Source organism: Veillonella sp. HPA0037, assembly GCF_000411535.1.
In the GTDB taxonomy this organism is placed as follows: domain Bacteria; phylum Bacillota; class Negativicutes; order Veillonellales; family Veillonellaceae; genus Veillonella; species Veillonella atypica.
The window spans coordinates 1,075,039-1,099,299 of record NZ_KE150483.1 but is presented as its reverse complement, the minus strand read 5'-3'; the positions used below and the strand labels follow the sequence as shown (position 1 = coordinate 1,099,299).

19 protein-coding genes are annotated in these 24,261 nt (G+C 40.6%); 17 read left to right on the top strand and 2 right to left on the bottom strand.

The annotated features are described in order from the left end of the window. The first annotated feature begins 16 nt into the window (after nucleotides 1–16). The 5 genes from HMPREF1477_RS05110 (at nucleotide 17) to HMPREF1477_RS09640 (ending at nucleotide 6,770) form a co-directional block, all read left to right on the top strand. A complete protein-coding gene (locus tag HMPREF1477_RS05110) occupies nucleotides 17–958 on the top strand; it encodes a DMT family transporter (protein WP_016476056.1) in 942 nt (313 codons plus the stop codon). 206 nt (nucleotides 959–1,164) lie between these two features. Then, the gene (locus tag HMPREF1477_RS05105) at nucleotides 1,165–2,460 is read left to right on the top strand and encodes an amidohydrolase (protein ID WP_005381992.1); all 1,296 of its coding nucleotides are present in this window, start codon (nucleotides 1,165–1,167) and stop codon (nucleotides 2,458–2,460) included. Nucleotides 2,461–2,588: 128 nt separating this feature from the next. Beyond that, nucleotides 2,589–3,833, top strand: coding sequence for a M20 family metallo-hydrolase (locus HMPREF1477_RS05100; RefSeq protein ID WP_005381993.1), 1,245 nt, complete (start codon nucleotides 2,589–2,591; stop codon nucleotides 3,831–3,833). Between the two features lie 96 nt (nucleotides 3,834–3,929). After that, the gene (gene dcuC, locus HMPREF1477_RS05095) at nucleotides 3,930–5,183 is read left to right on the top strand and encodes a C4-dicarboxylate transporter DcuC (protein WP_016476055.1); all 1,254 of its coding nucleotides are present in this window, start codon (nucleotides 3,930–3,932) and stop codon (nucleotides 5,181–5,183) included. A 145-nt stretch (nucleotides 5,184–5,328) separates the two neighbouring features. Further along, nucleotides 5,329–6,770, top strand: a protein-coding gene (locus HMPREF1477_RS09640) for an IS3 family transposase (RefSeq protein ID WP_148529038.1) whose coding sequence is annotated in 2 segments (ribosomal slippage) — nucleotides 5,329–5,917 and nucleotides 5,917–6,770 — 1,443 coding nt in all. Because the reading frame shifts where the segments join, the coding sequence is not laid out codon by codon here. A gap of 147 nt (nucleotides 6,771–6,917) precedes the next feature. Here the strand turns inward: HMPREF1477_RS09640 and HMPREF1477_RS05080 are convergent. Together HMPREF1477_RS05080 and HMPREF1477_RS05075 are read right to left on the bottom strand one after the other, a co-directional pair. Next, complete coding sequence (locus HMPREF1477_RS05080; RefSeq protein WP_016476052.1) at nucleotides 6,918–8,096, bottom strand: MFS transporter; 1,179 nt, start codon at nucleotides 8,094–8,096, stop codon at nucleotides 6,918–6,920. 12 nt (nucleotides 8,097–8,108) lie between these two features. Further along, on the bottom strand, nucleotides 8,109–10,337 hold the full coding sequence (locus HMPREF1477_RS05075; RefSeq protein WP_016476051.1) for an SEL1-like repeat protein: 2,229 nt from the start codon (nucleotides 10,335–10,337) through the stop codon (nucleotides 8,109–8,111). 626 nt (nucleotides 10,338–10,963) lie between these two features. Between HMPREF1477_RS05075 and HMPREF1477_RS05065 the strand changes: the two genes are divergently transcribed. From HMPREF1477_RS05065 to HMPREF1477_RS05010, 12 genes are all read left to right on the top strand, one after another. Further along, nucleotides 10,964–11,893 (top strand): DUF805 domain-containing protein, encoded by a 930-nt coding sequence (locus tag HMPREF1477_RS05065; RefSeq protein ID WP_016476049.1) that lies wholly within the window; start codon nucleotides 10,964–10,966, stop codon nucleotides 11,891–11,893. A gap of 399 nt (nucleotides 11,894–12,292) precedes the next feature. Then, nucleotides 12,293–13,762, top strand: coding sequence for an anthranilate synthase component I (locus HMPREF1477_RS05060; RefSeq protein ID WP_016476048.1), 1,470 nt, complete (start codon nucleotides 12,293–12,295; stop codon nucleotides 13,760–13,762). Continuing rightward, nucleotides 13,762–14,328 (top strand): aminodeoxychorismate/anthranilate synthase component II, encoded by a 567-nt coding sequence (locus HMPREF1477_RS05055; RefSeq protein WP_016476047.1) that lies wholly within the window; start codon nucleotides 13,762–13,764, stop codon nucleotides 14,326–14,328. The genes HMPREF1477_RS05060 and HMPREF1477_RS05055 overlap by 1 nt, the downstream gene beginning before the upstream one ends. A gap of 441 nt (nucleotides 14,329–14,769) precedes the next feature. Further along, complete coding sequence (trpD, locus tag HMPREF1477_RS05050; RefSeq protein WP_016476046.1) at nucleotides 14,770–15,780, top strand: anthranilate phosphoribosyltransferase; 1,011 nt, start codon at nucleotides 14,770–14,772, stop codon at nucleotides 15,778–15,780. Nucleotides 15,781–15,783: 3 nt separating this feature from the next. Continuing rightward, nucleotides 15,784–17,214: a bifunctional indole-3-glycerol-phosphate synthase TrpC/phosphoribosylanthranilate isomerase TrpF gene (gene trpCF, locus HMPREF1477_RS05045; protein WP_016476045.1), complete on the top strand. Its 1,431-nt coding sequence runs from the start codon at nucleotides 15,784–15,786 to the stop codon at nucleotides 17,212–17,214. A 5-nt stretch (nucleotides 17,215–17,219) separates the two neighbouring features. Next, nucleotides 17,220–18,413 (top strand): tryptophan synthase subunit beta, encoded by a 1,194-nt coding sequence (gene trpB, locus HMPREF1477_RS05040; RefSeq protein WP_016476044.1) that lies wholly within the window; start codon nucleotides 17,220–17,222, stop codon nucleotides 18,411–18,413. Further along, a complete protein-coding gene (gene trpA / locus HMPREF1477_RS05035) occupies nucleotides 18,406–19,197 on the top strand; it encodes a tryptophan synthase subunit alpha (RefSeq protein ID WP_005382019.1) in 792 nt (263 codons plus the stop codon). The genes trpB and trpA overlap by 8 nt, the downstream gene beginning before the upstream one ends. 36 nt (nucleotides 19,198–19,233) lie before the next feature. After that, nucleotides 19,234–20,217 (top strand): DUF805 domain-containing protein, encoded by a 984-nt coding sequence (locus tag HMPREF1477_RS05030; protein ID WP_016476043.1) that lies wholly within the window; start codon nucleotides 19,234–19,236, stop codon nucleotides 20,215–20,217. A 9-nt stretch (nucleotides 20,218–20,226) separates the two neighbouring features. Then, on the top strand, nucleotides 20,227–20,802 hold the full coding sequence (locus HMPREF1477_RS05025) for a DUF805 domain-containing protein (RefSeq protein WP_005381610.1): 576 nt from the start codon (nucleotides 20,227–20,229) through the stop codon (nucleotides 20,800–20,802). A gap of 181 nt (nucleotides 20,803–20,983) precedes the next feature. Continuing rightward, nucleotides 20,984–21,610, top strand: coding sequence for a DUF805 domain-containing protein (locus tag HMPREF1477_RS05020; RefSeq protein WP_016476042.1), 627 nt, complete (start codon nucleotides 20,984–20,986; stop codon nucleotides 21,608–21,610). A gap of 320 nt (nucleotides 21,611–21,930) precedes the next feature. Next, the gene (locus HMPREF1477_RS05015) at nucleotides 21,931–23,064 is read left to right on the top strand and encodes a PLP-dependent aspartate aminotransferase family protein (protein ID WP_016476041.1); all 1,134 of its coding nucleotides are present in this window, start codon (nucleotides 21,931–21,933) and stop codon (nucleotides 23,062–23,064) included. A gap of 12 nt (nucleotides 23,065–23,076) precedes the next feature. Next, nucleotides 23,077–24,261, top strand: a complete 1,185-nt coding sequence (locus HMPREF1477_RS05010) for a MalY/PatB family protein (RefSeq protein ID WP_016476040.1) — start codon at nucleotides 23,077–23,079, stop codon at nucleotides 24,259–24,261.

Sequence of the window (24,261 nt, the reverse complement as noted above, 5' to 3'; positions counted from 1 at the left end):
CTTATGCGGAGGTTGTATGGAAGAAAAACAGTGGATAGGCATGGGCCTTGCCATTATGGGGGCACTATTTTGGGGGCTTTCAGGTACATCGGTGCAATTCCTCGAAAATGCAAAGCATTTAAATGTAGAGTGGCTGTTAGAAGTGCGCTTACTTTTAGCAGGTTTATTAACAATTCTACTCTCCTATATACAGGATGGGATACGAATTTTTGATATATTTAAAAATCCAAAAGACTTTGGTAAACTCCTCATATTCGGTTTATTGGGCATTGCGTTAGCACAGTACTCGTACTTTAAAGCTATCGCTATTTCAGGTGTAGGCGTGGCTACTGTATTACAATATGTAGCACCGACGTTGCTCATTATTTATTTATTCTTACGATATTTTAAAAAGCCATCCTTACCAGAATTATACTGTGTGGCCCTCGCTATGATTGGTACGGTGTGTATTATCATGCAAAAGGGGCTAAATCTATCTGCATTTAATGGGGATGCTTTGTTTTGGGGCCTCATTTCTGCGGCGAGTATTTGTGTTTACACATTGGAACCTATTGAACTCTTAAAAAAATACAGTACATCATCCATCGTTGGCTTTGGGATGTTTATATCTGGCATTTTGGCGTGTATCGTATTCCGTCAAGTGGCATCAGAAGCTATTTGGGATGGTATGACTTGGGTTGGTTTGTTTACGATTATTATCCTAGGGACTGTAGTATCCTTTAATGCCTATATTGAAGGTGTGCGTCGTATTGGTGCTATTCAAGGTTCAATCTTGTCTTCTTTAGAGCCGATTTCAGCCGCCTTGTTTGGCTGGGCTTTGTTAGGTAATGAATTTACATTAGTTGGTATATTCGGGATGTTCTGCATCATCGCAACCGTATTTATTATTGCCTGGGATCGCCAACGACAACTTAAACGAGACGTATTGGAAAAACTTAATAAAGAAGAAATTGCGTAGATTCAATGAATCTTAAACATAAATAGATTACTTTTAAAACCTATATAGCTATGATTATCATATTTTGTCATAGTAATATAGGTTTTTGTTATTTTATGTAAGGTGGTATTCGATTTATACTGTATACATAGTTCCGTTTGTTGACTATTCCTACATCTATTCATATAGTAGAAGTAGATAGATTTAGCTTTATTAAGGAGATAATTATGGACATTAAGGAATTTGTACAACAGCGTCGTGATGCGTTTATAGCTATGCGCCGCGATTTTCATATGTATCCAGAGCCAGCGTGGCTTGAGTACCGCTCTGCAGCCAAGGTTGCAGATAAACTCATTTCATTGGGCTATGATGTGGCATTGGGCTCAGAAGTGCTCGATTTAAACTCTCGTATGGGATTACCTAGTGATGAAGTGATGAAAGCCGCTATGGATCGTGCCATCGATGAAGGTGCTGATCCTGAACTAGTAGAAAAGATGGGCTATGGTAAAACAGCTATTGAGGCAACTATGAAGTTTAGTGATGTTGGTCCTGTAGTAGCGTTCCGTGCAGATATGGATTCCAATGATGTAATCGAATCTAAAGCATCTAACCATATTCCTGCTAAGAATGGTTTCCGTTCCCGCCATGAGAAGGCTATGCATGCGTGTGGTCATGATACACATATGACAATGGGGCTTGGTCTTGCTGAATATATTGCTACACATAAGGATGGCTTGAAGGGTACTATTAAACTGATCTTCCAACCAGCAGAGGAAGGCGTACGTGGTGCTAAAGCGATGGTAGAGGCTGGCGTAGTAGATGATGTAGACTTGATGTTCGGCATGCATATCGGATTTAATGAACAGTTATCTAATTGCTTTGCTTGTAGCGATCATGGCTTTTTAGCGACTACAAAACTTGATGCTGTATTCCATGGCTATTCAGCTCATGCAGGTGGCTCTCCGGAGAAAGCACAAAATGCAATGCTAGCAGGCTGTACAGCGGTTCTTAACTTACAAGCCATTGCTCGCCATAGCCAAGGGGCTTCCCGTATGAATGTAGGTGTTTTTGAAAGTGGTACAGGTCGTAATGTTACACCTGATATAGCTGTTCTTAAACTAGAGACTCGCGGTGCTACTACAGACATCAATGATTATATGATTGAACGCACTAAAACGATTATTAAAGGTGCTGCAGAAATGCATGATTGTACCTTTGAGATTACAAAACAAGGTGAAACACCGGCAGGTCGTATTAGTGATGATTTAGCACGTGAAGTACAATCTATCGTTGAACCACTAGGCATTTTCAAAAAAGTACCATTTGATTATAGTGGCGGTGGCAGTGAAGACTGTGCCTATTTCCTAAACCGTGTTATTGATCGTGGTGGACGAGCAACATATATGGTATTAGGCTCTGCTATTAAAGCACCTCATCATAATCCATTATTCGATATTGATGAAGAAGACATGCTAAATGGTATTATTGCATTAGGGACAATTGCTACTCACTATTTAAAATAGACTATATTGATTATGATGTATACATTACATTATAGATGTATAACTATATAGATGTATGCATCAAGAATATGTATAGTGGACCTATATATTATGTGTTGTAATATAGGTATTAGATTGTGAGGTGTTATATGATTCAACGAGAGCGATTAGCTAGTGATTTTGAGGCTATGGCACAGTTAACTGCACCTGGTGAAGGCATTAATCGGATTGCTTTCACCGATGCAGACTGGGCAGGCCGCCAATATATTATAAAACGCATGGTTGACGCAGGCTTAACTGTAGAAACAGACGGTTTTGGGAATGTCATTGGCTATAAGGTAGGTAAGAATCCTGATTTACCGGTTGTCATGGTTGGTTCTCATACGGACAGCGTGCCTAATGGGGGCAATTATGATGGTGTTGTGGGTGTATTATCTGCTATCGAAGCGGTTCGCAGTATGACTGATGATGGTTTTGAACATGACCATACCATTGCAGTAGTAGACTTTATGTGTGAAGAGTCTAGCCGCTTTGGAGCAGCCACATTGGGTAGTAAAGCTATGCGCGATGAATTGACATTGCAAGATTTACATCGCTTAGTAGATAAACAAGGCATTTCCTTGTATGATGCATTGAAAGAGCGTAATTTAAATCCAGATGCTATTGAGCATATGGAATATAAGAGACCTGTAAAGTCTTTCACAGAAATTCATATTGAACAAGGTAAAGTGTTAGAGCACGAAGCTAAACCTATCGGCATTGTAACCGGGATTGCCGCACCAGAACGGTTCTATGTAACCATTCGTGGTAATGCTGATCATAGTGGGGCCACACCGATGAACTTGCGTCATGATGCACTCTGTGGGGCTTCTAAAATCATTCTCGGTATTGAGGAGATTGCATCCATGCAAGAAGAGCCTCCAGTAGTGGGTACAGTCGGAGTAGTAGAGGTTGTGCCAGGAGCGATGAACGTTATTCCTGGGGCAGTAAAACTCGGTGTAGATATTCGTAGCATATCTAAAGTAGCTCGCGATTCTGTGGGCACTCTTATTAAAGAGTTTATTGATGTTACTGCAGAGAAACGAGGCTTATCCTATACGATTGAACCTATTGCACAAGATCATCCGGTGGCAATGCATCCAGCAATGATTCGCGAAATTGAAGAGGCTGTTAAGTCTGTAGGTGTAGACTATATGACTATGCCAAGCGGTGCTGGTCATGATGCCATGCATTGGGCTGATGTAGTTCCTACCGGAATGATTTTTATTCCATGCCGTGAAGGTATTAGCCATAATCCATCTGAATTTACGGACCTGGCTGACATCATAACGGGTGCTAAGGTACTAGATACAGTACTTAGAAAACTTAGTTTAGAAACAACAAAACTTGTGTAAGTTGATATCAATATGTGTAATGGTGTATTTCAGATATACGATTGAATAGAGCGGTTGTAACTATTCTGAACTGAAATTACACGGATTGGAGAGAATATGGTTATAGCTGGTATTGTTATTGTAGTGGCGACGTTCATTGCCATTATTAAACAGTTTGAAACGCGGCTTGTGTTATTATTATCGGGCTTATTAATGTGTTTTATTGGTGGACAGCTTGGTGCTGGTACGACGGCATTTGTGAAAGAGCTTACAAACCCAGGTCTTGTACCAACTATTTGTACAGTGCTTGGTTTTAGTTATGTTATGGAGTATACAAAATGTACAGAGCACATGGTATATTTCATCTCTGCAGGCCTTAAAAAAATGACTAAAATCATCATTCCTGGTGCCGTTATTATTACGTTCTTGATCAATATTGCGTTACCTACAGCGGCAGGCTGTGCAGCTGCAGTAGGTGCTCTATTAATTCCTGCACTTATTCGCTCCGGTGTGCATCCAGCGATGGCAGGTTCCGCTATTTTCTTAGGGACTTGGGGTAGTGCATTGAGTCCTGGTCTTATGTTTAACCCTCAAGTAGCACAACTCGCTGGTGAAGAGGTAATGACCGTTATCGCTAGCTTCTCTATGCAAGCCATTATTGGCATTGTCGTAGCAGCTATCTTGCTCAATATCGTAGCTATCGTTAAGAAAGAGCATATAGGATATGTATTGAAAGAGGCTAACGCGGAAGAAGGTAAAGAATTTAAAGTAAATTATTTATATGCTATCATCCCAATCATTCCGCTTGTATTACTCGTACTTGGTAGTAAACAAGTAGCAGTGATTCCTGAAATTTCTGTTCCTGTATCTATGCTCATTGGTACAGCTATTGGTATTATTGCCGTACGTCCTAATGTAACGGAAGCAGTTAAGAAATTCTTCCGCGGTACTGGCGATGGCATGTGTGATGTAGTCGGTCTTATGGCTGCTGCTGCATGCTTTACAGCTGGTATGCAATATATCGGCCTTACAAGTGCACTCATTGATGGCATGAAGAACTCTCAACAAATCGCTCAAATTGGTGCAGCCTTTGGTCCATTCTTATTAGCTGTTATCTCTGGTTCTGGTAATGCGGCAGCCCTTGCATTTAACGGAGCTGTAACACCGCATGCGGCAGACTTTGGCTATGGCATTATGCAACTCGGCTCCATGGCCCAATTGGGTGCTGGCATCGGTCGTAGTATGAGTCCGGTAGCAGGTGCAGGTATTATCATTGCTGGCCTTGCAGGTATTAACCCTATGGAAATGGCAAAACGCAATGCTGTACCATGTATTATTGCTACAGTAGTGATTATGCTATTGTTACTATAGTTCTATATGGGGTGGCTTAGTAAAAGCCTAATAATTACTATGATTAAAGTAGTTATATAAAAGAAAACCCGTCATGATTCTTAAGTCTGAACCGACCCCTTAATGTTAGACCAAAAATCTTAACGTTAAGGAGGTCGGTTTTTCTATGGCAAAATATAGCCTTATATTTAAATTAAAAGTCGTTACCGCATATCTAAATGGCGAGGGTGGATATGAGTATTTAACTAAGAAATATGGTGTAAAGACTACATCGCAGGTACGTCGTTGGATTAGTGCATTTAAAGAATTTGGTAAAGATGGTTTGTGTCGAAAGCGACATAATACAAGATATACTTCAGAATTTAAGCTAGCTGTGGTAGAGTCATACTTAACTAGTGAATTATCGTATCGGCAAATTGCATTACAATACGGGCTGAATAATCCTTCATTAATAGCTCGCTGGAAATCGGATTTTATGAAATATGGGGCCAATACTTTTGTCGAGCGACCGAAAGGACGAATACCTACCATGAGTCGAACAGATGAAAAAGCAAAGATTAGCACACATACTAAATCTCGTAACCAAAAGAAGAAAAAAGAATTAACACCAGAGCAAGCTCGTATTTTAGAACTGGAAAAACAATTACGCTATGCTCAAATAGAGAATGCCTATTTAAAAGAATTGAGGAGATTGCGCCTCGAGGATGCTCGGAAAATGAAAGAGCAGCAAGAATCATTAGCAGTCTCCGAAGAGAATTCAAACTAACTGAGATTCTTGCTGCCTTATGTTTTCCAAAAGCAACATATATGTACTGGCAACAGCGCTTTGACCGAGTAGATCCAGATCTACAAATACGAATAGCTATTGAAGATATTCGTAAAGACCATCCCAACTATGGATATAGAAGATTGTTACCCTCGTTACAATCACGAGGTATTGTTGTTAATAAGAAACGATTACAACGAATTATGCAAAAGTTCAATTTGCAAGTAATAGCATTTTCTCGTAAGAGCCGAAAATATAACTCGTATAAAGGTGTTAAAGGACGGATTGCACCTAATCGCATTAAGCGTAGATTCCATTATAATCAACCACATCAAAAAATTACTACAGATACAACTGAATTTAAGTATTATGAACTAGATGCAAATGGTGCTTTGAAAGTCAGAAAACTATACTTAGATCCATTTATGGATTTATATAATCTTGAAATTATCAGTTTTAGTATAAGTCCTACACCATCAGCTGAGTCTATACTTTCAGCACAGAAACAGGCGATTGAAAAGACTGCTGATGCTAAGTATAGGCGGACATTTCATTCTGACCGTGGTTGGGGTTACCAAATGAAAGCGTATCAACATAATTTAAAAGTGCATAATATATTCCAAAGTATGTCTAGAAACGGTAATTGTCTCGACAATTCACCAATGGAAAATTTCTTTGCCATCTTAAAACAAGAGCTGTATTATGGCAATACTTTTCATAGCTATGATGAGTTAAAAATGGCGATTGAAAACTATATTATGTATTACAATACTAAACGAATTAAGGAAAGATTGAACTGGCTAAGTCCAATTGACTATCGTTTAGCTACTACTGCAGCATAAAAAATTCCGAGCAACCAGTTTTGGTTACTCGGAATAAAAAGTCTAACTTTTTGGGGTCACTACATATCTGAGTTCTGAGAACAGCTCTTTTTATTTGTTTATATAGTTTCTTTAATGCATTTGCACTGTTTTCGTTGTATTGCGGCGTTACTTTAGTTTTAACGAAACCCACAGGGCGGCGCCAATAAAGGTAAGGCTACATGCCCAGAAAAGGGTTGTGAAGCCAAATTGAGCGGCTACAATGGAACCACCAAAGGAGCCTAGAAAGTAACCCATAGACAAACAAGACTGATTGTACGAGAATATTTGTCCCGTATATTCCTTAGGTGTTTTTGATGCTAAATAGGTATTGAGCGCAGGTAACATACCACCTAGCCCAAAACCTTGCAAGAAACGGATAAACCCAAGTACATACACAGAGTCCACATAGGCTTGCGGTATATTGAGTAGACCTACATAGATCATCGAGTAGATGAGCACCTTTCTAGGGCCTATACGGTCTACTAATTTCCCGAGTGGAGAGCTACTAAAGAATTGGGCGATACCCATGGCAGAGAACACAGCACCAGAAATAAAGGCTATATTTTCCGTATTGCTTGGTAGCATTCCTTTAATGTAAACCGTCATAATGGGGGAGATGGCGGTAACCGAAATGGCATACAGGAAGGAGGTTGCAGATAAAGCGACTAAACTAGAAAACTCAGGTAAGTGAGTTTTTAGATTTCTAAAGGTTTGCTTCTCAACAAGTGGCTTTGGAACATAGTTTTCATGTACCAGCATTGCCGTCAAGCCAAAAGAGATAAGCATAAGGGCCCCGATGATAAAGAAGTCATTTCGAATACCTACTACATCACTGAGATACCCTCCTACAAGCGGACCGGCTAGTGAGCCTGCAAGGCTAAAGGATCCTATAATCCCTAGAGCCCAACCTGTATGGTTTTGCGGTGTTTCTGACGCGATAAGTGTTACCGATGCGGGGTAAAAACCGCTTACTAACCCTTGCAATGTACGAACGAGGAACACACCTTCTGGTGTAGTCTGAAAGCCCAATAATATACTACATATAGCCATACCAAGACTAGAGCGTATGAGGGTAATCTTACGTCCCTTACGGTCTGCTAATCGGCCCCAGAAGGGAGCTGCTAAGCAGACAATGAGGAAGGTGATGCTCATGGAGGCACCGGACCATTGTGCTATCGATCCTGTATCGCTTAAGCCCATTTCATGGAAGTATAGAGGAAGAATAGGGCTTACCTGACTAACCCCGAGGGACATGAAGAATATGCAGAATGCGCAAATGTACACCGTTCGTTTCCACGTTTCCAAAGTATCCCTCCTTTAGTCTTTCTTTTTAACTTCTTCCCAATCGCTTAAGTCCGGCAGTTTATTGCTTGTTATAGATTCTTGAATCCAGTAGTTAATAGAGGTTAAGTTGCTAGAATCCCGTTCAAAGCCATATACGATCTCGTCTCCTATGTCGTCTTCTGTAGTGATATAGAGGCGAATGTGTAAGTTTTTACCTTTTCCGCGCTCGATGAAGTAGCTAATACCCGGATCGTCGAGGTTGGATGGGCGAACCGCAATGATATCGTACGTGCCATTGGCTACGCCTTCTAAGGCATCCTTAATCATTTGATTGGAAAGTTCATATTGATTGAGGTAGAAAATATCGTTGTCGCAAGTTAATACATATTCTCGAGGTGGCGTAGTATTTTTGTACTGTTTCTCCCAGCTTTCATCAATCACAGGCAATGTAGCATTATCATAGAATTCTTTAATTAAACCGAGACCTTCAGAAATAGACATCTCCTTATAGTCTCTTATTTCATATATCATAGGCTCCAAGGTTTCATCACATTCCGCAGGATCCTCGCTGTAGCCGTATAGATAGATAGTACAAGTGTTCTTATCTTCATTGTGGAACATAACGATACTGTACACATCGTAAATTACGTTTTCTATGGATTGGCGATTATCGTAGATGATAAAGCTGAGATATTTTTGTGTATCCCATTCGCGCTCGATAAACGGCCAGTCGTATTTATTCGTGCGCCAACCAGTAGTAGAATTCTCGAAGATTTCTAATACATCAACGGAGTTTTGAGGCCATGCAGGGGGCATAGGATTACATGTTGTAGAAGATTGCGTTATTCCTTCTTTGTACTGATAATGTCCATCAACGAGTTCAAAGGCCTCTAATCGCTCAGAGGCTTCGTCAGGAATTACCAACGGCTCACCAGTACCTAACCAATTATCGTTTCTTGTGTTGAGACGATTGATGCTTTCACGAGCATGCTCGTAAAACGTAACGGCTTGGTCTAAATCAGGTTCTTTTGTAATGGCACCAATTTCGTAGCAATAGCCGGCGGCCAGTTGCCATAGATGGTCCGCATAGTCATAACTACCGTATCTATCGAAACATTTGCTAGCCTGATTGACGCACTCTATGGCGGTTCTTATAGCAGGGGTATTACCTTTTTTGAAAGTAAATACATAAGCGAGATATGGCCAAATAGCGTCGAGAGTGTAAATAGCTGGTTGTTGTAATAAGTGGGCGATGCGAGACCAGTCTTGAGACTGACCATCGATATTCAATGTGCGAAGAATGATGGCTTGCATTGTAACATAAGCGTGGTCATTAAAGTCTAAATAATCTGGGCTTATAGCAGCACGCTCATAGTATTTGAGGGCCTTTTGAATATTCTGAGGGATTCGTTTGTTAGACTCACAAGGTTTTGCATAGTACTCGGCAGCTTCACGCAAACACATGCCATTATTCATGGCGGCACCGCGCTCAAAATATTCGAGCGCTCGTTCATGCTCCCCGCGAGACTTACAAATATCGCCAGCTAAATACATCATGAGTGGCAAACCTGCTGCAGCCCCTTCAAAAATGACTTGTTCTTCCATTACACTATTATTTTGCTCTACATAGGTAATGCGTAAGTTGCGGTATGCAATAACAAGGCCTGCTTCGGCGGATTTACGCAACCATTGCTGAGCAATGGCAGTTATTTTATTTGCGAATCTACGTTGATCTGCTTGGACAAACAAGCCTTTTAAGAAACGGATAAAGGTAGATGGTTCACCTTCATTAGCCACCTTTTGAGCCGATGGTAAGATGTGGTAATCCCCCCATTGGAATACATTGGCAATGGCGTAGGCGCAGTATGAACAACCCTTTTGGGCGCCCTCATAGACGCGCTGGAAGGCTTGGTCCTTTGTCATAGGCAACTCTTTTTCAATCGTTGGTGTAAGGGCACCTGAGGTACGCATAGCTTGTAAAATAGCGATGGCACTGCCTTTGCGAATAGCTGTATGTAAATAACTATACGCCTTTGTGTCATCCTCTGGAAAGCCTGCTTCAATCCAGGTGAACTGAGGGCCAGAATAGACGCGTGCCAAAATAGCGTACACATCGCCAATACCAGGAATCTTTTGGCCTTCCTCGTCAAGTTTCACAAGGGCGTCAAGCTCAGCCTTACCCTCCCAAGCGATATCTTTATTACATTGATGGAATATTTTATTGAAAGACTGCTGTATTTGATCAGTAAAATAAAAACTCATGCTCTCTCCTCCGCATAATAATCAGTAGAAGCTGATAACATATGTAATTTCAGTATACTATTAGTGTTTAGAGGAAAACAATATAAATTATCGATTGCTTGAGGAATAATATATTCAATTTTAATTATTTATATTAGAATAGATAGAAAACTGGGTGTGATATAACAATAAAAGGGATGAATATGAGAAATATAAATTTTGATATGATGATTGCAGCCTTAGTTATGTTGATTCTTAATTGTAGAGGGTATTATAAGTACGTTATGGGCAAGCAACTCTCTGAGCGTGAAGCAGATAGGAGAGAATGTATGCTATTTCCCAATTTATATAAATGGGTCTGTATATGTAGTTCGTTATTGATAGCTGTTGTGCTGTTCTATTATTATATTGAAGGTCTGACAGCAAATTCTTTTAGATTACTGTTAGTTACGGGTATTTCTTTTGGTATTAGTCAAATTTTACAGATTGCTCAAAGGAAAGAATCTAAGTACTACAAGAATAGCTTAGTTGTAATTGTATATTTGAGTCTTATCATTTTACTGTTTATCTATATGTTTTTTAATTGAATTTTATAGTTGTGATGTATAGATATAATTAATCCTGAAAGAGAAGAGAGCTTTATTTTAATGTGGTTACATAATGAAATTTCACTATTTAAACAAAATATAGAAATGTTGCGAGTGAATCAAAGGATAGGCAGACTAGCATATTTGTGGGGTGTACTTGGCTTAATGGTTAGTAAATTTTTAGCCTATCTTATATTTGGTTTATTGGTAGTGCTTATTCAAGGTAGTTCACTGCAAGATAGTCAGTATTTGTCTTATATTTATTTTGGATGTCTACAGATTATACATGTAATTGCATCTATTTTTATCCTCAAACGTAGACTAAATGACTGTGGTTCATCCTTGTGGTATATGATCTTAGTTCCCATAGCATGCCTAAGTTTGTGGGTGTATTGGGGGATGAGTTTCAGTTGGAAATCTATATCTGAAACCTTTATAAATACAAACTTTTATTGGGACGGATTCTTCTGGGAGTATTTTGTCTTGGCTTGTTTTGCGTTGCCTCTTAGTGTGACTGATTCTAATGAGTATGGCTTAGATGAAGGGCGGGATAGCTATAATAACTATATTATTGCCTACGATAGAAGCTCCACCGTTAGTGAAGATAAAGATATTGGTACATTCGACTATGTGTGTGGTTGTATATGGGATGTTTTATTTGTTAAGCCATTTGATATTAAAGGAAGAGCTTCCGTATCAGCTTTTTGGGTTGGTCTTGTAGGATCTCGTCTTTTCATGGATGTTATTATGTATATGGCTATATCCGTAGTGTCGTTAATTGTTCAACGTGGTATCCCTCTTTATATACCACGTTGGGGTTTTATGGTTATCCTAATATGGCCAGCTATAGCAATGATTACATTAAGTATACGTAGACTTCATGATTCCCTATTAAGTGGGTTATGGATTATTGGCCTTTTCGTTCCGTATATTAATATTTTTGTTAGTTATCATCTTTTGTTTAAAAAATCTTGGCATATTGAAAGTTAAGATTTTCCTTGACTTTCATTCTATAGAAACATTATAATCAGATTATAATTTTATACTCGCCTAAAAGAAACCGATGAGGTGGAGATAAAAATAGGAAATGCACTCACAGAGAGCGGGATTAGCTGAGAACCCGTAGTACGCAGCTTATTAAATGGACCACCGAGGGCGCATGGAAAAGAATGAATTTCATTCCTAGTATGGTGCGACGTCACACGAGCGTTAGTCGTGAGGGATATGTTAGTATCCTGCGAAAGGGGAATGCGCTGCATTCAAACAAGGTGGTACCGCGATTTATAGCATAATACAATCATATTGTAATAATAGAACTATAGACTCGTCCTTGACGTTATATTGTCATGGGCGAGTTTTTTTATTGGCAAATGCCAGATGGAGGTTCTCATGATTTTCCCTAGTCTTGACCGTGTGAAAGCTATCGCACCGGGCTACGATATCGTACCTGTATATATGGAAATTTTATCCGACGTACGCACACCGATTAGTGTGTTGAAAGCATTAAAACAAGTGAGCAGTCATACGTACTTGCTTGAAAGTGCGGATAATAGTAATCATTGGGGCCGTTACTCCTTCTTGGGCTATGACCCTAAGATTGAGCTCTTCTGCAAAAATCATACAATGACTATCAAAGACGGTACAACGCGTACCTTTGAATGCTCTGACCCAGCTGCAGAAATTCGCAATATTTTGAGCCAATACAAAAGCCCTCGCTTAGAAGAATTACCCACCTTTACAGGTGGCTTTGTAGGCTACTTCGCATGTGAATACATTCGCTACATCGAGCCAACATTGGATTTCCCAACGCCAGATGATGACTCTGCTATGGTAAACGATGTAGACCTTATGCTCTTCGATAAGGTAATCGCCTTTGACCATTATAAAAATAAAATCTACTTGATTGCTAATATTAGCACTAGCGATTTAGAACGTAACTACAACAAGGCTGAGCTTGAACTTAAAGCATTAGCTGATCTCGTAGTAAACGGCAAAGAGGCAGATGTTCCCAAAGGCATCCTTAAAACAGAGTTTACCTCTGAGTTTACAAAGGACGAGTTTGAGGCAATTGTTAAAAAGACACAGCATTACATCAAGGAAGGGGATATCTTCCAATGTGTTGTATCTAATCGCCGTGAAGCTGAGTTCGATGGTAGCTTGTTAAATGCGTACCGCGTATTGCGTACATTGAACCCATCTCCATATATGTTCTACTTATCTGGTGGCGATGTAGAGCTTACAGGTGCTTCTCCAGAAACATTGGTAAAATTGACGGATGGTAAAATGTACACCTTCCCAATTGCAGGTACTATGCGCCGCGGTAAAACCGAAGCAGAGGACCTCGCTATTGAAGAAAAACTCATTAACGACGAGAAAGAGTTGGCTGAACATAACATGCTCGTTGACCTTGGCCGTAACGATTTAGGTAAAATTGCTAAATTCGGTTCCGTACAAGTAGAGGCGTTACATATGTTGCAACGTTTCTCCCATGTAATTCACATTACATCTACTGTAAGCGGCGACATTCAAGACGGTAAAGATGCTCTCGATGCCATCGGTGCTACATTGCCAGCTGGCACATTGTCCGGAGCTCCTAAAATTCGTGCTATCGAGATTTTACATGAACTTGAAAAAAGCCCGCGCGGTGTATACGGCGGCGCTGTAGGTTACATCGATTTCTCTGGTAATATGGACGTATGTATTGGCATCCGCATGGCTATGAATAAAGGCGGTAAGGTCTATGTTCGCGCCGGCGCTGGTATTGTTCGCGATAGTGTTCCTGCTAGTGAATATAACGAAACCTTGATCAAAGGCCAATCCATGATTTCCGCAATTACAGATGCACAGGAGGTAGAATAATGGTACTCCTTATAGATAATTACGATAGCTTTTCCTTTAATTTATACCAATTAGTAGGCTCTATCGATCCAGATATTAAAGTCATCCGTAGCGATGAATTAACAGTTGAAGAAATCCGCGCGTTGAAACCAGACTATGTGATACTTTCACCAGGACCTGGTAGACCAGCTGATGCAGGTGTATACGAAGACCTATTGCGTGAATGCAAAGGCGAATTCCCAATCCTCGGCGTATGCCTTGGTCACCAAGCCATCGGCGAAGTATTCGGCGGCACCGTTTCCTATGCAAAACAAGTTATGCACGGCAAACAAAGCGTAGCTAAACAAGTATACCCATCCAAAATCCTTAAAGGCGTACCTGAACAATTTGAAGTAGCACGTTACCACTCCTTGGCGATCATTGACGAAACCATGCCAAGCGAACTCATCGTTACATCCGTTACAGACGACGGCGAAGTAATGAGCGTAGAACACAAAGACTACCCAATCTACGGCGTGCAATTCCATCCGGAATCCATTATGACACCAAATGGGGAACAAATGATTCGCAATTTCTTAAGTCGCTGATGTAGCGGACGATAGGGGCACCCAAGCCGACACGCTACTGCGCTTCGCGGAGCCCGAAGTCGTTTGGGCTCCCCTATCGTCCTATCATCATAGGACTTTAGAAATATACGAATCATTTGTTTCCTTAAACGCAAAAGGAAAAGAACGGCAGCGCCGTTCTTCTTCCGAGCGCCGCAGAAACATTTTTAAATATTTAATTGTTGTTCATTTTGATAGCGGTTCTAGCAGGTAGTAGGGCATATAGAGGACTAAATGTCGTAGTGTTATTGTGGATTCACAGGGTTCTAGTCCCGACTTTGGCCCTGCGAAGGCCGCAGGCCGAAGTCAGACCCGGCCGGTGGAGGGAATAGGTCCCTGTGAATCCACAAGCGATATGAATGAGAGTCTATGCCCTATTACCGTTGAACAAAAGCAAAATGAACAACAAGTAAGGAGTTATAAATGATCCAAGAAGCATTATATAAAGTAACCCATGGTCAAGATTTATCTTATGACCTTGCAAAGGATACAATGAACAAGATTATGAGTGGAGATGTAGCCGAAGTCCCTATGGCTGGTTTCTTATGTGCTCTAGCAGCAAAAGGCCCTACTGTAGATGAGGTTACGGCGTTCGCTGAGGTTATGCGCGAGAAAGCAGGTTCTGTACTTCATGAAGGTACTGTTGTGGAAATTGTAGGTACTGGCGGGGACGAAGCGAATACATTCAATATTTCTACTACATCTGGTTTCATTATTTCCGCTGCAGGTATTCCTGTAGCAAAACATGGTAACCGTAGTGTATCCAGTAAATGTGGTGCTGCTGATTTGATCGAAGCATTAGGCGCTAAATTAGAGCTTAATGGTGAACAAAACGAGGCAGTTCTCAATAAAGCCAATATGTGCTTCATGTTTGCTCCTGTATATCACCAAGCTATGAAATATGCAGGCCCTGTACGTAAAGCGTTGGGCGTTCGTACTGTGTTCAACATCCTTGGGCCGTTGGCGAACCCAGCAGGCGCTACGGTTGAGTTGATGGGCGTTTACGATAAATCCTTGGTAGAGCCATTGGCTCATGTATTGGCTAACCTCGGTGTGAAACGCGGTGCTGTGGTACACGGCTTCGATGGCCTTGATGAAATTACGGCTACCAACAAAACGTACGTATGCGAAATTAATAATGGTACTTTCACAAGCTACGAATTCGATCCTAAGGACTATGGCTTCGAATACACTGATAAAACTGAGCTTGAAGGTGGCGACGCAACAGTAAATGCTGAGATTACTCGCCGCGTTCTCAGTGGTGAGCAAGGCGGGAAACGCACCGCAGTTCTTCTTAACGCAGGAATGGCCATTTATCTTGCAAAAGAGGGTATTACTTTAGCAGAGGGCATTGAAGAGGCAAAACATATGATCGATTCTGGCGAGGCTCTTGCTACAATGGAACAATTTGTGAAAGCAACACAAGAGGTATAACCATTGATTTTAGATACAATTGTAGAGGCTACCAAAATTCGGGTAGCCCAAGAAAAACAGGTGGAATCACCTGAGGCTGTAAAAGCAGCGGCGTTGGCGTTACCATCTGATACAGGATTTCCTTTTGAAGCAGCCCTTCGTCAGCAAGACTTTAACTTCATTTGCGAAGTAAAGAAGGCATCTCCATCAAAAGGCATCATAGCAGAGCACTTTCCCTATTTAGACATTGCCAAAGAATATGAAGTGGCTGGTGCTGCGGCTATCTCCGTTTTGACGGAGCCAGACTTCTTTAAAGGTGATAAAAAATATTTGCAAGAAATTGCAAGCACTGTCAAAATCCCTGTACTTCGTAAGGACTTCATCATCGATGAGTACCAAATCTACCAAGCAAAGGTATGGGGCGCTAGTGCAATCCTATTAATCTGTGCATGTTTAGATGTGCCAACATTGACCAAGTTCCGTGAGTTAGCTGACTCTCTTGGTTTGTCCTCCTTGGTTGAGGCTCACGATGAAAACGAAGTACAAATGGCTATCGATTGCGGTGCTCGCATTATTGGCGTTAATAACCGCAATTTGAAAGACTTCACCGTAGATGTACAAAACAGTGTGCGCTTGCGTAATCTCGTTCAAGACGATGTGATCTTTGTATCTGAAAGCGGTCTAGAAACGCCAGAGGATATCCAAGTGTTGCGGGATAACAATATCGGTGTCGCCTTGATGGGTGAAACCTTTATGCGTTCTCCTAACAAGGTGGAAAAATTGGCATATCTGTATGGCCCAACCTATTACACACCAAAGGTTAAGATGTGTGGCATCTCCAAGGTTGAAACAATCCCTGCTGTAGTAGAAGCAAAACCAGACTATATGGGATTGGTATTTGCACCGAGCAAACGACAAGTCACAGTGGAGCAAGCTGAAATATTGGTTGAAGAACTACATAAGCAATGTATAAATCACTATGACACAAAGGTAGTTAAAACAGTAGGCGTTTTTGTTAATGAAACATTAGATAATCTTGTTCGTATTGCCGATACAGCGAATCTTGATGCTGTGCAATTGCATGGCGATGAAGATGAAGCTTTCATCCAATCCTTAAAAGAACGTACTAATGTAGAGGTTTGGAAAGCGATTCAAATCCGAAGTGCGGCAGATGTAGAGAAGTGGATCGATAGCAGTGCAGATATGCTTCTCTTTGATGCATATCATAAAGATGAGAGGGGCGGTACAGGAGAAGTATTCGACTGGTCCTCTTTAGATACGTTTGAACGTCCATTCATGCTAGCTGGAGGTATCGACAGTACAAATGTGGCGCGTGCGATTCGCACCGTTCGCCCATATGGTATTGATATTAGCAGTGGCATTGAAACAAATGGTGTGAAGGACGATGAGAAGATTACAGCTTTCACCAAGATTGTGAAGAGTATAGGAAGGTAAGTTATATGAGTGAACAAAGACATGGCTATTTTGGCGCCTTCGGTGGTCAATTTATGCCAGAAACATTGATGAATGCAGTCATCGAATTGGAAGAAGCGTACAATAAGTACAAAGATGATCCTGATTTCGTGCGCGAACTTGAGGATTTACATAAAAAATATACAGGTCGTCCATCCCTTTTGTATTATGCAGACCGCATGACAAAGGATCTTGGTGGTGCCAAAATTTATCTGAAACGGGAAGATTTAAACCATACTGGTTCTCACAAATTGAATAACGTAATTGGCCAAATGCTATTGGCAAAACGGATGGGTAAAACACGGGTAATCGCTGAAACTGGGGCTGGTCAACACGGTGTAGCAACAGCTACGGTAGCCGCATTGATGGGCATGGAATGTGAAGTATTCATGGGTGCTGAGGACTGTGAACGACAAGCACTCAACGTATATCGCATGGAATTATTGGGCGCAAAGGTACATCCTGTAACAACAGGTACTAGCACATTGAAAGATGCTGTATCCGAAGCGATGCGCGAATGGACAAATCGTATGTCCGATACACACTATGTGTTGGGCTCCGTTATGGGGGCTCATCCATTCCCGATGATCGTTCGTGATTTCCAATCCATCATCAGCCGTGAAGCGCGTGAACAAATTCTCGAAGCGGAAGGTAAGTTGCCAACAGCTGTTATGGCCTGTGTTGGTGGCGGCTCCAATGCGATGGGGATGTTCTATAACTTCATTCCTGATGAAGGTGTACGCCTCATTGGTTGTGAAGCAGCTGGTCACGGCGTAGATACAGATATGAATGCTGCTACGATGGCAAATGGTACAGTAGGTATCTTCCACGGCATGAAATCCTACTTCTGCCAAGATGAAGATGGTCAAATTGCGCCAGTATATTCCATCTCTGCAGGCCTTGATTATCCTGGTATTGGACCTGAACATGCGTACTTACGCGACAGTGGTCGTGCTGAATACGTACCTGTTACAGATGATGAAGCAGTAGATGCGTTTGAATACTTATCTCGCTTAGAAGGGATTATTCCTGCTATTGAAAGTGCTCATGCGGTGGCACATGCACGTAAAATTGCGCCTACAATGAGTAAGGACGATATCATTATTATTTGTTTATCTGGTCGTGGCGATAAGGACGTTGCGGCTATGGCGAAATACAGAGGGGTGGATCTTCATGAGTAAAATTAAAGACGCTTTCACAAAGGGCAAGGCATTCATCCCATTTATTAGTGCTGGTGACCATGGTATTGAGAATACGGAACGGTATATTCGCATCATGGTGAAAGCTGGCGCTGATATGGTGGAAATTGGTATTCCGTTCTCAGACCCGACAGCGGAAGGCCCAGTTATCCAAGAGGCAAGCACGCGTGCATTGTCTACAGGTGTAAAAATTCACGATATCTTCGATATGGTACGCCGTTTGCGTACTGGTGATGATGCGGTGACAGTGCCACTCGTATTCATGACCTATTTGAATCCTATCTATGTATTCGGTCGTGAAAAATTCTTTACCCTCTGTGAAGAGGTTGGCATTTCTGGCGTTATTGTGCCAGATATGCCGTTTGAAGAAAAAGGTGAACTTGGAACAATTGCTCATAAGCATGGTGTTGAAGTAGTATCCTTGATTGCTCCAACATCTGAAAACCGTATCGAAATGATCGCAAAAGAAGCGGAAGGATTCGTGTATTGTGTATCGTCCTTGGGCGTTACCGGTATGCGTAGCGAAATCAAGACGGATATTAAATCCATCGTTGAGACCATTCGCAAATACACAGATATTCCTGTTGCCGTTGGCTTCGGCATTTCCAAGCCTGAACAAGCGGAAGCTATGGCTCGCGTATCCGATGGTGCTATCGTAGGTTCCGCTATTGTTAAAATCATTGCTGAACATGGGGAAAATGCAGATCAAGCATTGTTTGATTATGTACAGTCTATGAAACAAGCCGTTTTAAAGGCTGGTGCATAATATAGTTGCCCTGTCGTTTGAGAAAAAGGATGTTTAATGATACGACAATTAGTAATTGATACAATAAAAGATAATATTATAGATCGGTATTGTGATTTTTCTGGCACCATTTCTCGGGGCGCATTTTGGCGATTTATGCTCGTTGAACATTTGATTGTTGGTGTTTGCTTAGCCGTGCTAGGTTTACTGTCCCTGTATAGTGCCCTATTTATATATACAATAGGCATAGTTTTTGCGCTGTGGTTTATTTCGATTATGGCTCTTACATTGCCTAATTTGGGTGCTATGGTACGTCGCTTACATGATACAAATAATAGCGAATGGCTTTTGCTGTTAGGCTTTATTCCCTATATAGGCATTCTAATCGTTATCGTATTATTGCTGCGAGGTACAAAGAAACATCCTATTATTGAAAGCTCAGTTGAATCCTTTGAAGAAATAGATTTATTTAGCGATAACGCGGTGGATAATCCGCAAAACCTAGGTATATTAAGCAATGCATCTCATACATCATATGGGAAAATAAGTATTATTGCTGCTGTTTTTCTTACTATTGTTAGCTGGGGTATTGGGATATATAGTTTTTCCTCTGCTGCAGATAAGGAAATCGATGCGTATTTACAGATGCAACCTGGTGCGTTTATGATTATGGCACAAAAGACCTTAGGTAGTAGTACAGCTGTTGAATCTGCTAAACAGGTTGTAATAAATTATTATACATATCTTAATAAGGAACAATATCAAGCGGCATATCGTTTATTAGCTCATCGAGAACGTGAAAAATATGGCACCTATGATCAATGGGTTAAATCTGTTAAAGCTACTCATAATCGTCAAATGTCTTCGCTTCGTTTACAAGCTGTGTTGAGAGATGATGACGATGTAGATCATATTTCCTTTGAGCTGACTTTCACAGATAAAGCCTATCCTAATCAAATGTTCGTCAAGATGATATATGAGCATGATACGTGGCGTATTGAGTCGATCGTGCCGTACGATCAAAAATATGAAGAGCGATAAGGAGGGCCTATGAATCAGAATATGATATATGATGTAAGTTATATGGATGCCCTTAAACGTGGATTCAAGCAATATGTTACCTTTTCTGGCCGTGCTAGCCGCAGTGAATTTTGGCGCTTTATGGTGTGCCGAGAAATTATTTTAGACGGGCTAGCTGGTTTCGGTCTTATCGTAGATATGGTGCTCGGCAATACATCGGCTGCTAGTGATTATGCAATGGTGCTGCTCGTCATATTACAGCTCGTATTTTTTCTACCCAGTCTTGCTATTACCTGTCGTCGATTGCATGATGTTGGAAAGAGCGGATTAACATTTCTTTTAGTATTTATTCCTATTGTTGGTATCTTTGTGCTCTTATCTAATCTTGTGAAAAAAGGTGACGTATCCATGAATGTGTATGGGGGAAAAACAGGGTATACCTGTGTTACACCTGTTATGGAGCAACAGTTAGGCCTAGAGCATACGCCTACTGTAAGAGAAGATATTTTGATGGGTGCGGTGGCTATTATTTTATACGTTTGGATTTTTACCCAGCAGTTTGTTGAAAGTGCATGGGTATCCTTTAATGCTAGAGGCATGTTCTAGTCAAACCTCGTTTTACCATTTGGTAAGACGAGGTTCTTTTTATATGAAAATTTTATGAAAGTTTAAATGTGGATTTATTGACTATATTGAAAAATATTGTAAAATGAATAATAGATGAAACTAAATAATTCGAATTAGATACTAAGTATTATGTAAATCATATTGTAGAAAGAGGTTCGGCATGCGTGCTTGTCCAAAGTGTGGACAAAGAATACCTAGTTCAGAGCGTTATTGCCCGTATTGTGGGTATATGAAAAATATTCCATTACCACTTGATGCCTATGAATTGGGTTTTATAGAAAATTTTAAACACTGTGTGGTTCATAAATATGCGGATTTTGAGGGCCGTGCTAGTCGCAGTGAATACTGGCATTTTATGCTTGTATACCAATTAATTATAGCCATTATATTATTTATATGTGCTGCTATTAGTTGTGTAACACCTGTATCGGGGACAACGGGCGTTGGACTAGGTTTGGTAGTCCTTTTTATTTTGTCGATTGGATTTATCATACCAGGTGTAGCCGTTGCTGTTCGACGTTTACATGATCTTGGTTGGTCTGGGTGGCCTGTTCTATTGGGACTCATTCCTTTTGTCGGGATTCCGGCAGTATTAATATTAATGGCCTTGCCTGGAAAGACCGCGGCTAACCGGTTTGGAAATCCAACAGGGGTAGAAGTCATTACAAAGCAAATGGCACATAAATATGGATTTATTGATGCGACGCCATCTACACCATTGACTATAATACTTATAGTGGTGTTAGTTGTATTATGGTTACTAGTGGATTGGATGTTAGCGAATTGAATATATGTATAGAGCATCAGGATTAAAATAGAAGGTCTGTGAAAATGAGCAAAATTGCATTTTCACAGACCTTTATTGTATGTAAACTAAAAGTTATGACAACTCATTCAAAATACATATGACTCAATAGACGTATTCAGCTATATGACAAGCCTTTTTAATTGACTAAGCACAGCGTACTTTTTTATAATAGATATATTATAATACTATAGTTTCGTAGTGGGATTATTATTTCCTAGTTAAATACAGGAATTATATTATCTACAGTTGTAGTTTGCAGATAGAAACATATCTCATCAGATATATAAGGAGACGATACGATGAAGTTTAATACAAAATGTGTTCACGGTAGTGGTAGACCGGATAGTACAGGGGCCATCTCTCCAGCCATTTATATGTCCAGTACATTTACACATCCTGGTTTAGGTGAAACAACAGGATTTCAATATACACGTGAGTCTAACCCAACTCGTGATCGCCTTGAAACATTAATTGCAGGACTTGAAGAAGGTACTGATGCAATCGCTTTTTCTTCGGGGATGGCTGCTGTTGATGCAGTATTCCATTTGTTTTCCCCTGGAGATCATGTTATTTTAGGGGATGATTTGTATGGTGGATCCATTCGATTATTTACTAATATCTACGAAAAGAATGGTGTCGAATTTACCTATGTAGGTACATCTGATCTTGATGCAGTGCAAGCGGCTTTTAAACCAAACACTAAAGCTGTGTACATTGAAACGCCTACAAATCCGATGATGGAAATTACCGATGTACGTGCGTTGAGTAAAATGGCACATGATCGTAATGCACTTGTTATTGTAGATAATACATTTTTAAGCCCTTATTTCCAAAAACCATTACATCTTGGTGCAGATATTGTTGTCCATAGTGGGACTAAATTTATCGGTGGTCATCATGATGTAATTTCTGGATTTACCATTGTAAAAGATAATGAATTGGCAGCTCAATTGCGCCTTATTTATAAGACAGTAGGCGCGTGTTTATCTGCCTTTGATAGCTGGCTTGTCATTCGTGGCATCAAAACTTTGGCGCTCCGTATGGAACAGCATCAAAAGAATGCCATCGCTCTCGCAGAATGGTTGAAACAAGAACCGAAGGTAACAAAGGTATTATTCCCTGGACTTCCAGAACATCCAGGCTATGAAGTGAACAAATCTCAAACTACTGGCTTTGGTGGTATGTTGTCCTTTGAAGTAGATAGTGAAGAGACCGCTAAACAAGTGTTAGAAGGTATTCAATTGATTCAATTTGCTGAAAGTTTAGGCGGCACCGAATCCTTGTTGACATATCCTGTTACACAAACACATCCAGATTTAAAACCTGAAGATGCGGAACGCAAAGGGATTACACGTCGCTTGTTGCGCTTGTCTGTTGGCATTGAAGACACAGATGATTTGATTGCTGATTTAGCACAAGCTTTCAATAAATAAAAGGAGGCTATTATGGGCCGATATAATTTTGACAAAATCGTAGATCGCAAACATACAAAGTCTCTAAAATATGATTTTGCTGTACAACGTGGTAAACCTGCTGATGTATTACCATTTTGGGTAGCGGATATGGACTTTGAAATTCCTAGTGAATTAAAGCAAGTCTTGTTAGATCGCGTTAATCATGGTATTTTCGGATATACGGAATCTGATGATGCATATTTCAATGTACTAAAAGAATGGTTCGCTAGTCGTTTTAATTGGAATATAGATAAAAAATGGCTCGTAAAAACTCCGGGCGTTGTATTTGCTCTTGCTATGGCAGTGCGTGCTTTCACAAAGGAAGGGGAAGGCGTACTCATTAATCAACCTGTATACTATCCATTTAGCATGGTCATCGATGATAATGATCGTAATTTGATTAACGTTCCTTTAATTCAAGGGGCAGATACATATACAATCGATTTTGAAGGCGTAGAACGCGCTATTGTTGAGCATAATGTAACATTATTCTTGCTTTGTAATCCGCATAATCCTGTGGGCCGCGTGTGGAGCGAAGATGAGTTAAAACGTCTTGGTGATATTTGTATTAAACATAATGTTATTATTATTAGCGATGAAATTCACGCGGATTTCGTATGGGATGGTCACAAGCATACTGTTTTTGCTAATCTTGGTGAAAGCTATGCGGAGCATTGCATCGTTTGTACAGCACCTAGTAAGTCCTTTAATATTGCAGGTTTACAAGTATCTAATATTTTCATCCCTAATGATTCCTTGCGTCGTAGATTTGTCAAAGAAATCGACCGTGCAGGCTATAGTCAATTGAACACGATGGGACTTGTAGGTTGCCAAGGTGCTTATGAAGTGGGTGGACCATGGCTTGATGAATTAAAGGGATACATTCAAGGGAATATTCAATATACCCTTGATTATTTTAAGGAACATTTGCCAAAGCTTCACATGTATCGACCTGAGGGTACGTATCTCATGTGGTTTGATTGCTCTGAACTGCCATTGACACCAGAAGAACGTGAACGGTGGCTACTTAATGATGCAAAGCTATGGCTGGATAGTGGCTCCATGTTTGGTAAAGATGGTGAAAAGTTTGAACGCATCAATGTTGCCTGTCCTCGTGCAATATTGACAGAAGGTTTAGAGGCATTGCGTCGCGCTTATGTCGCTAAAGGGTTTTAG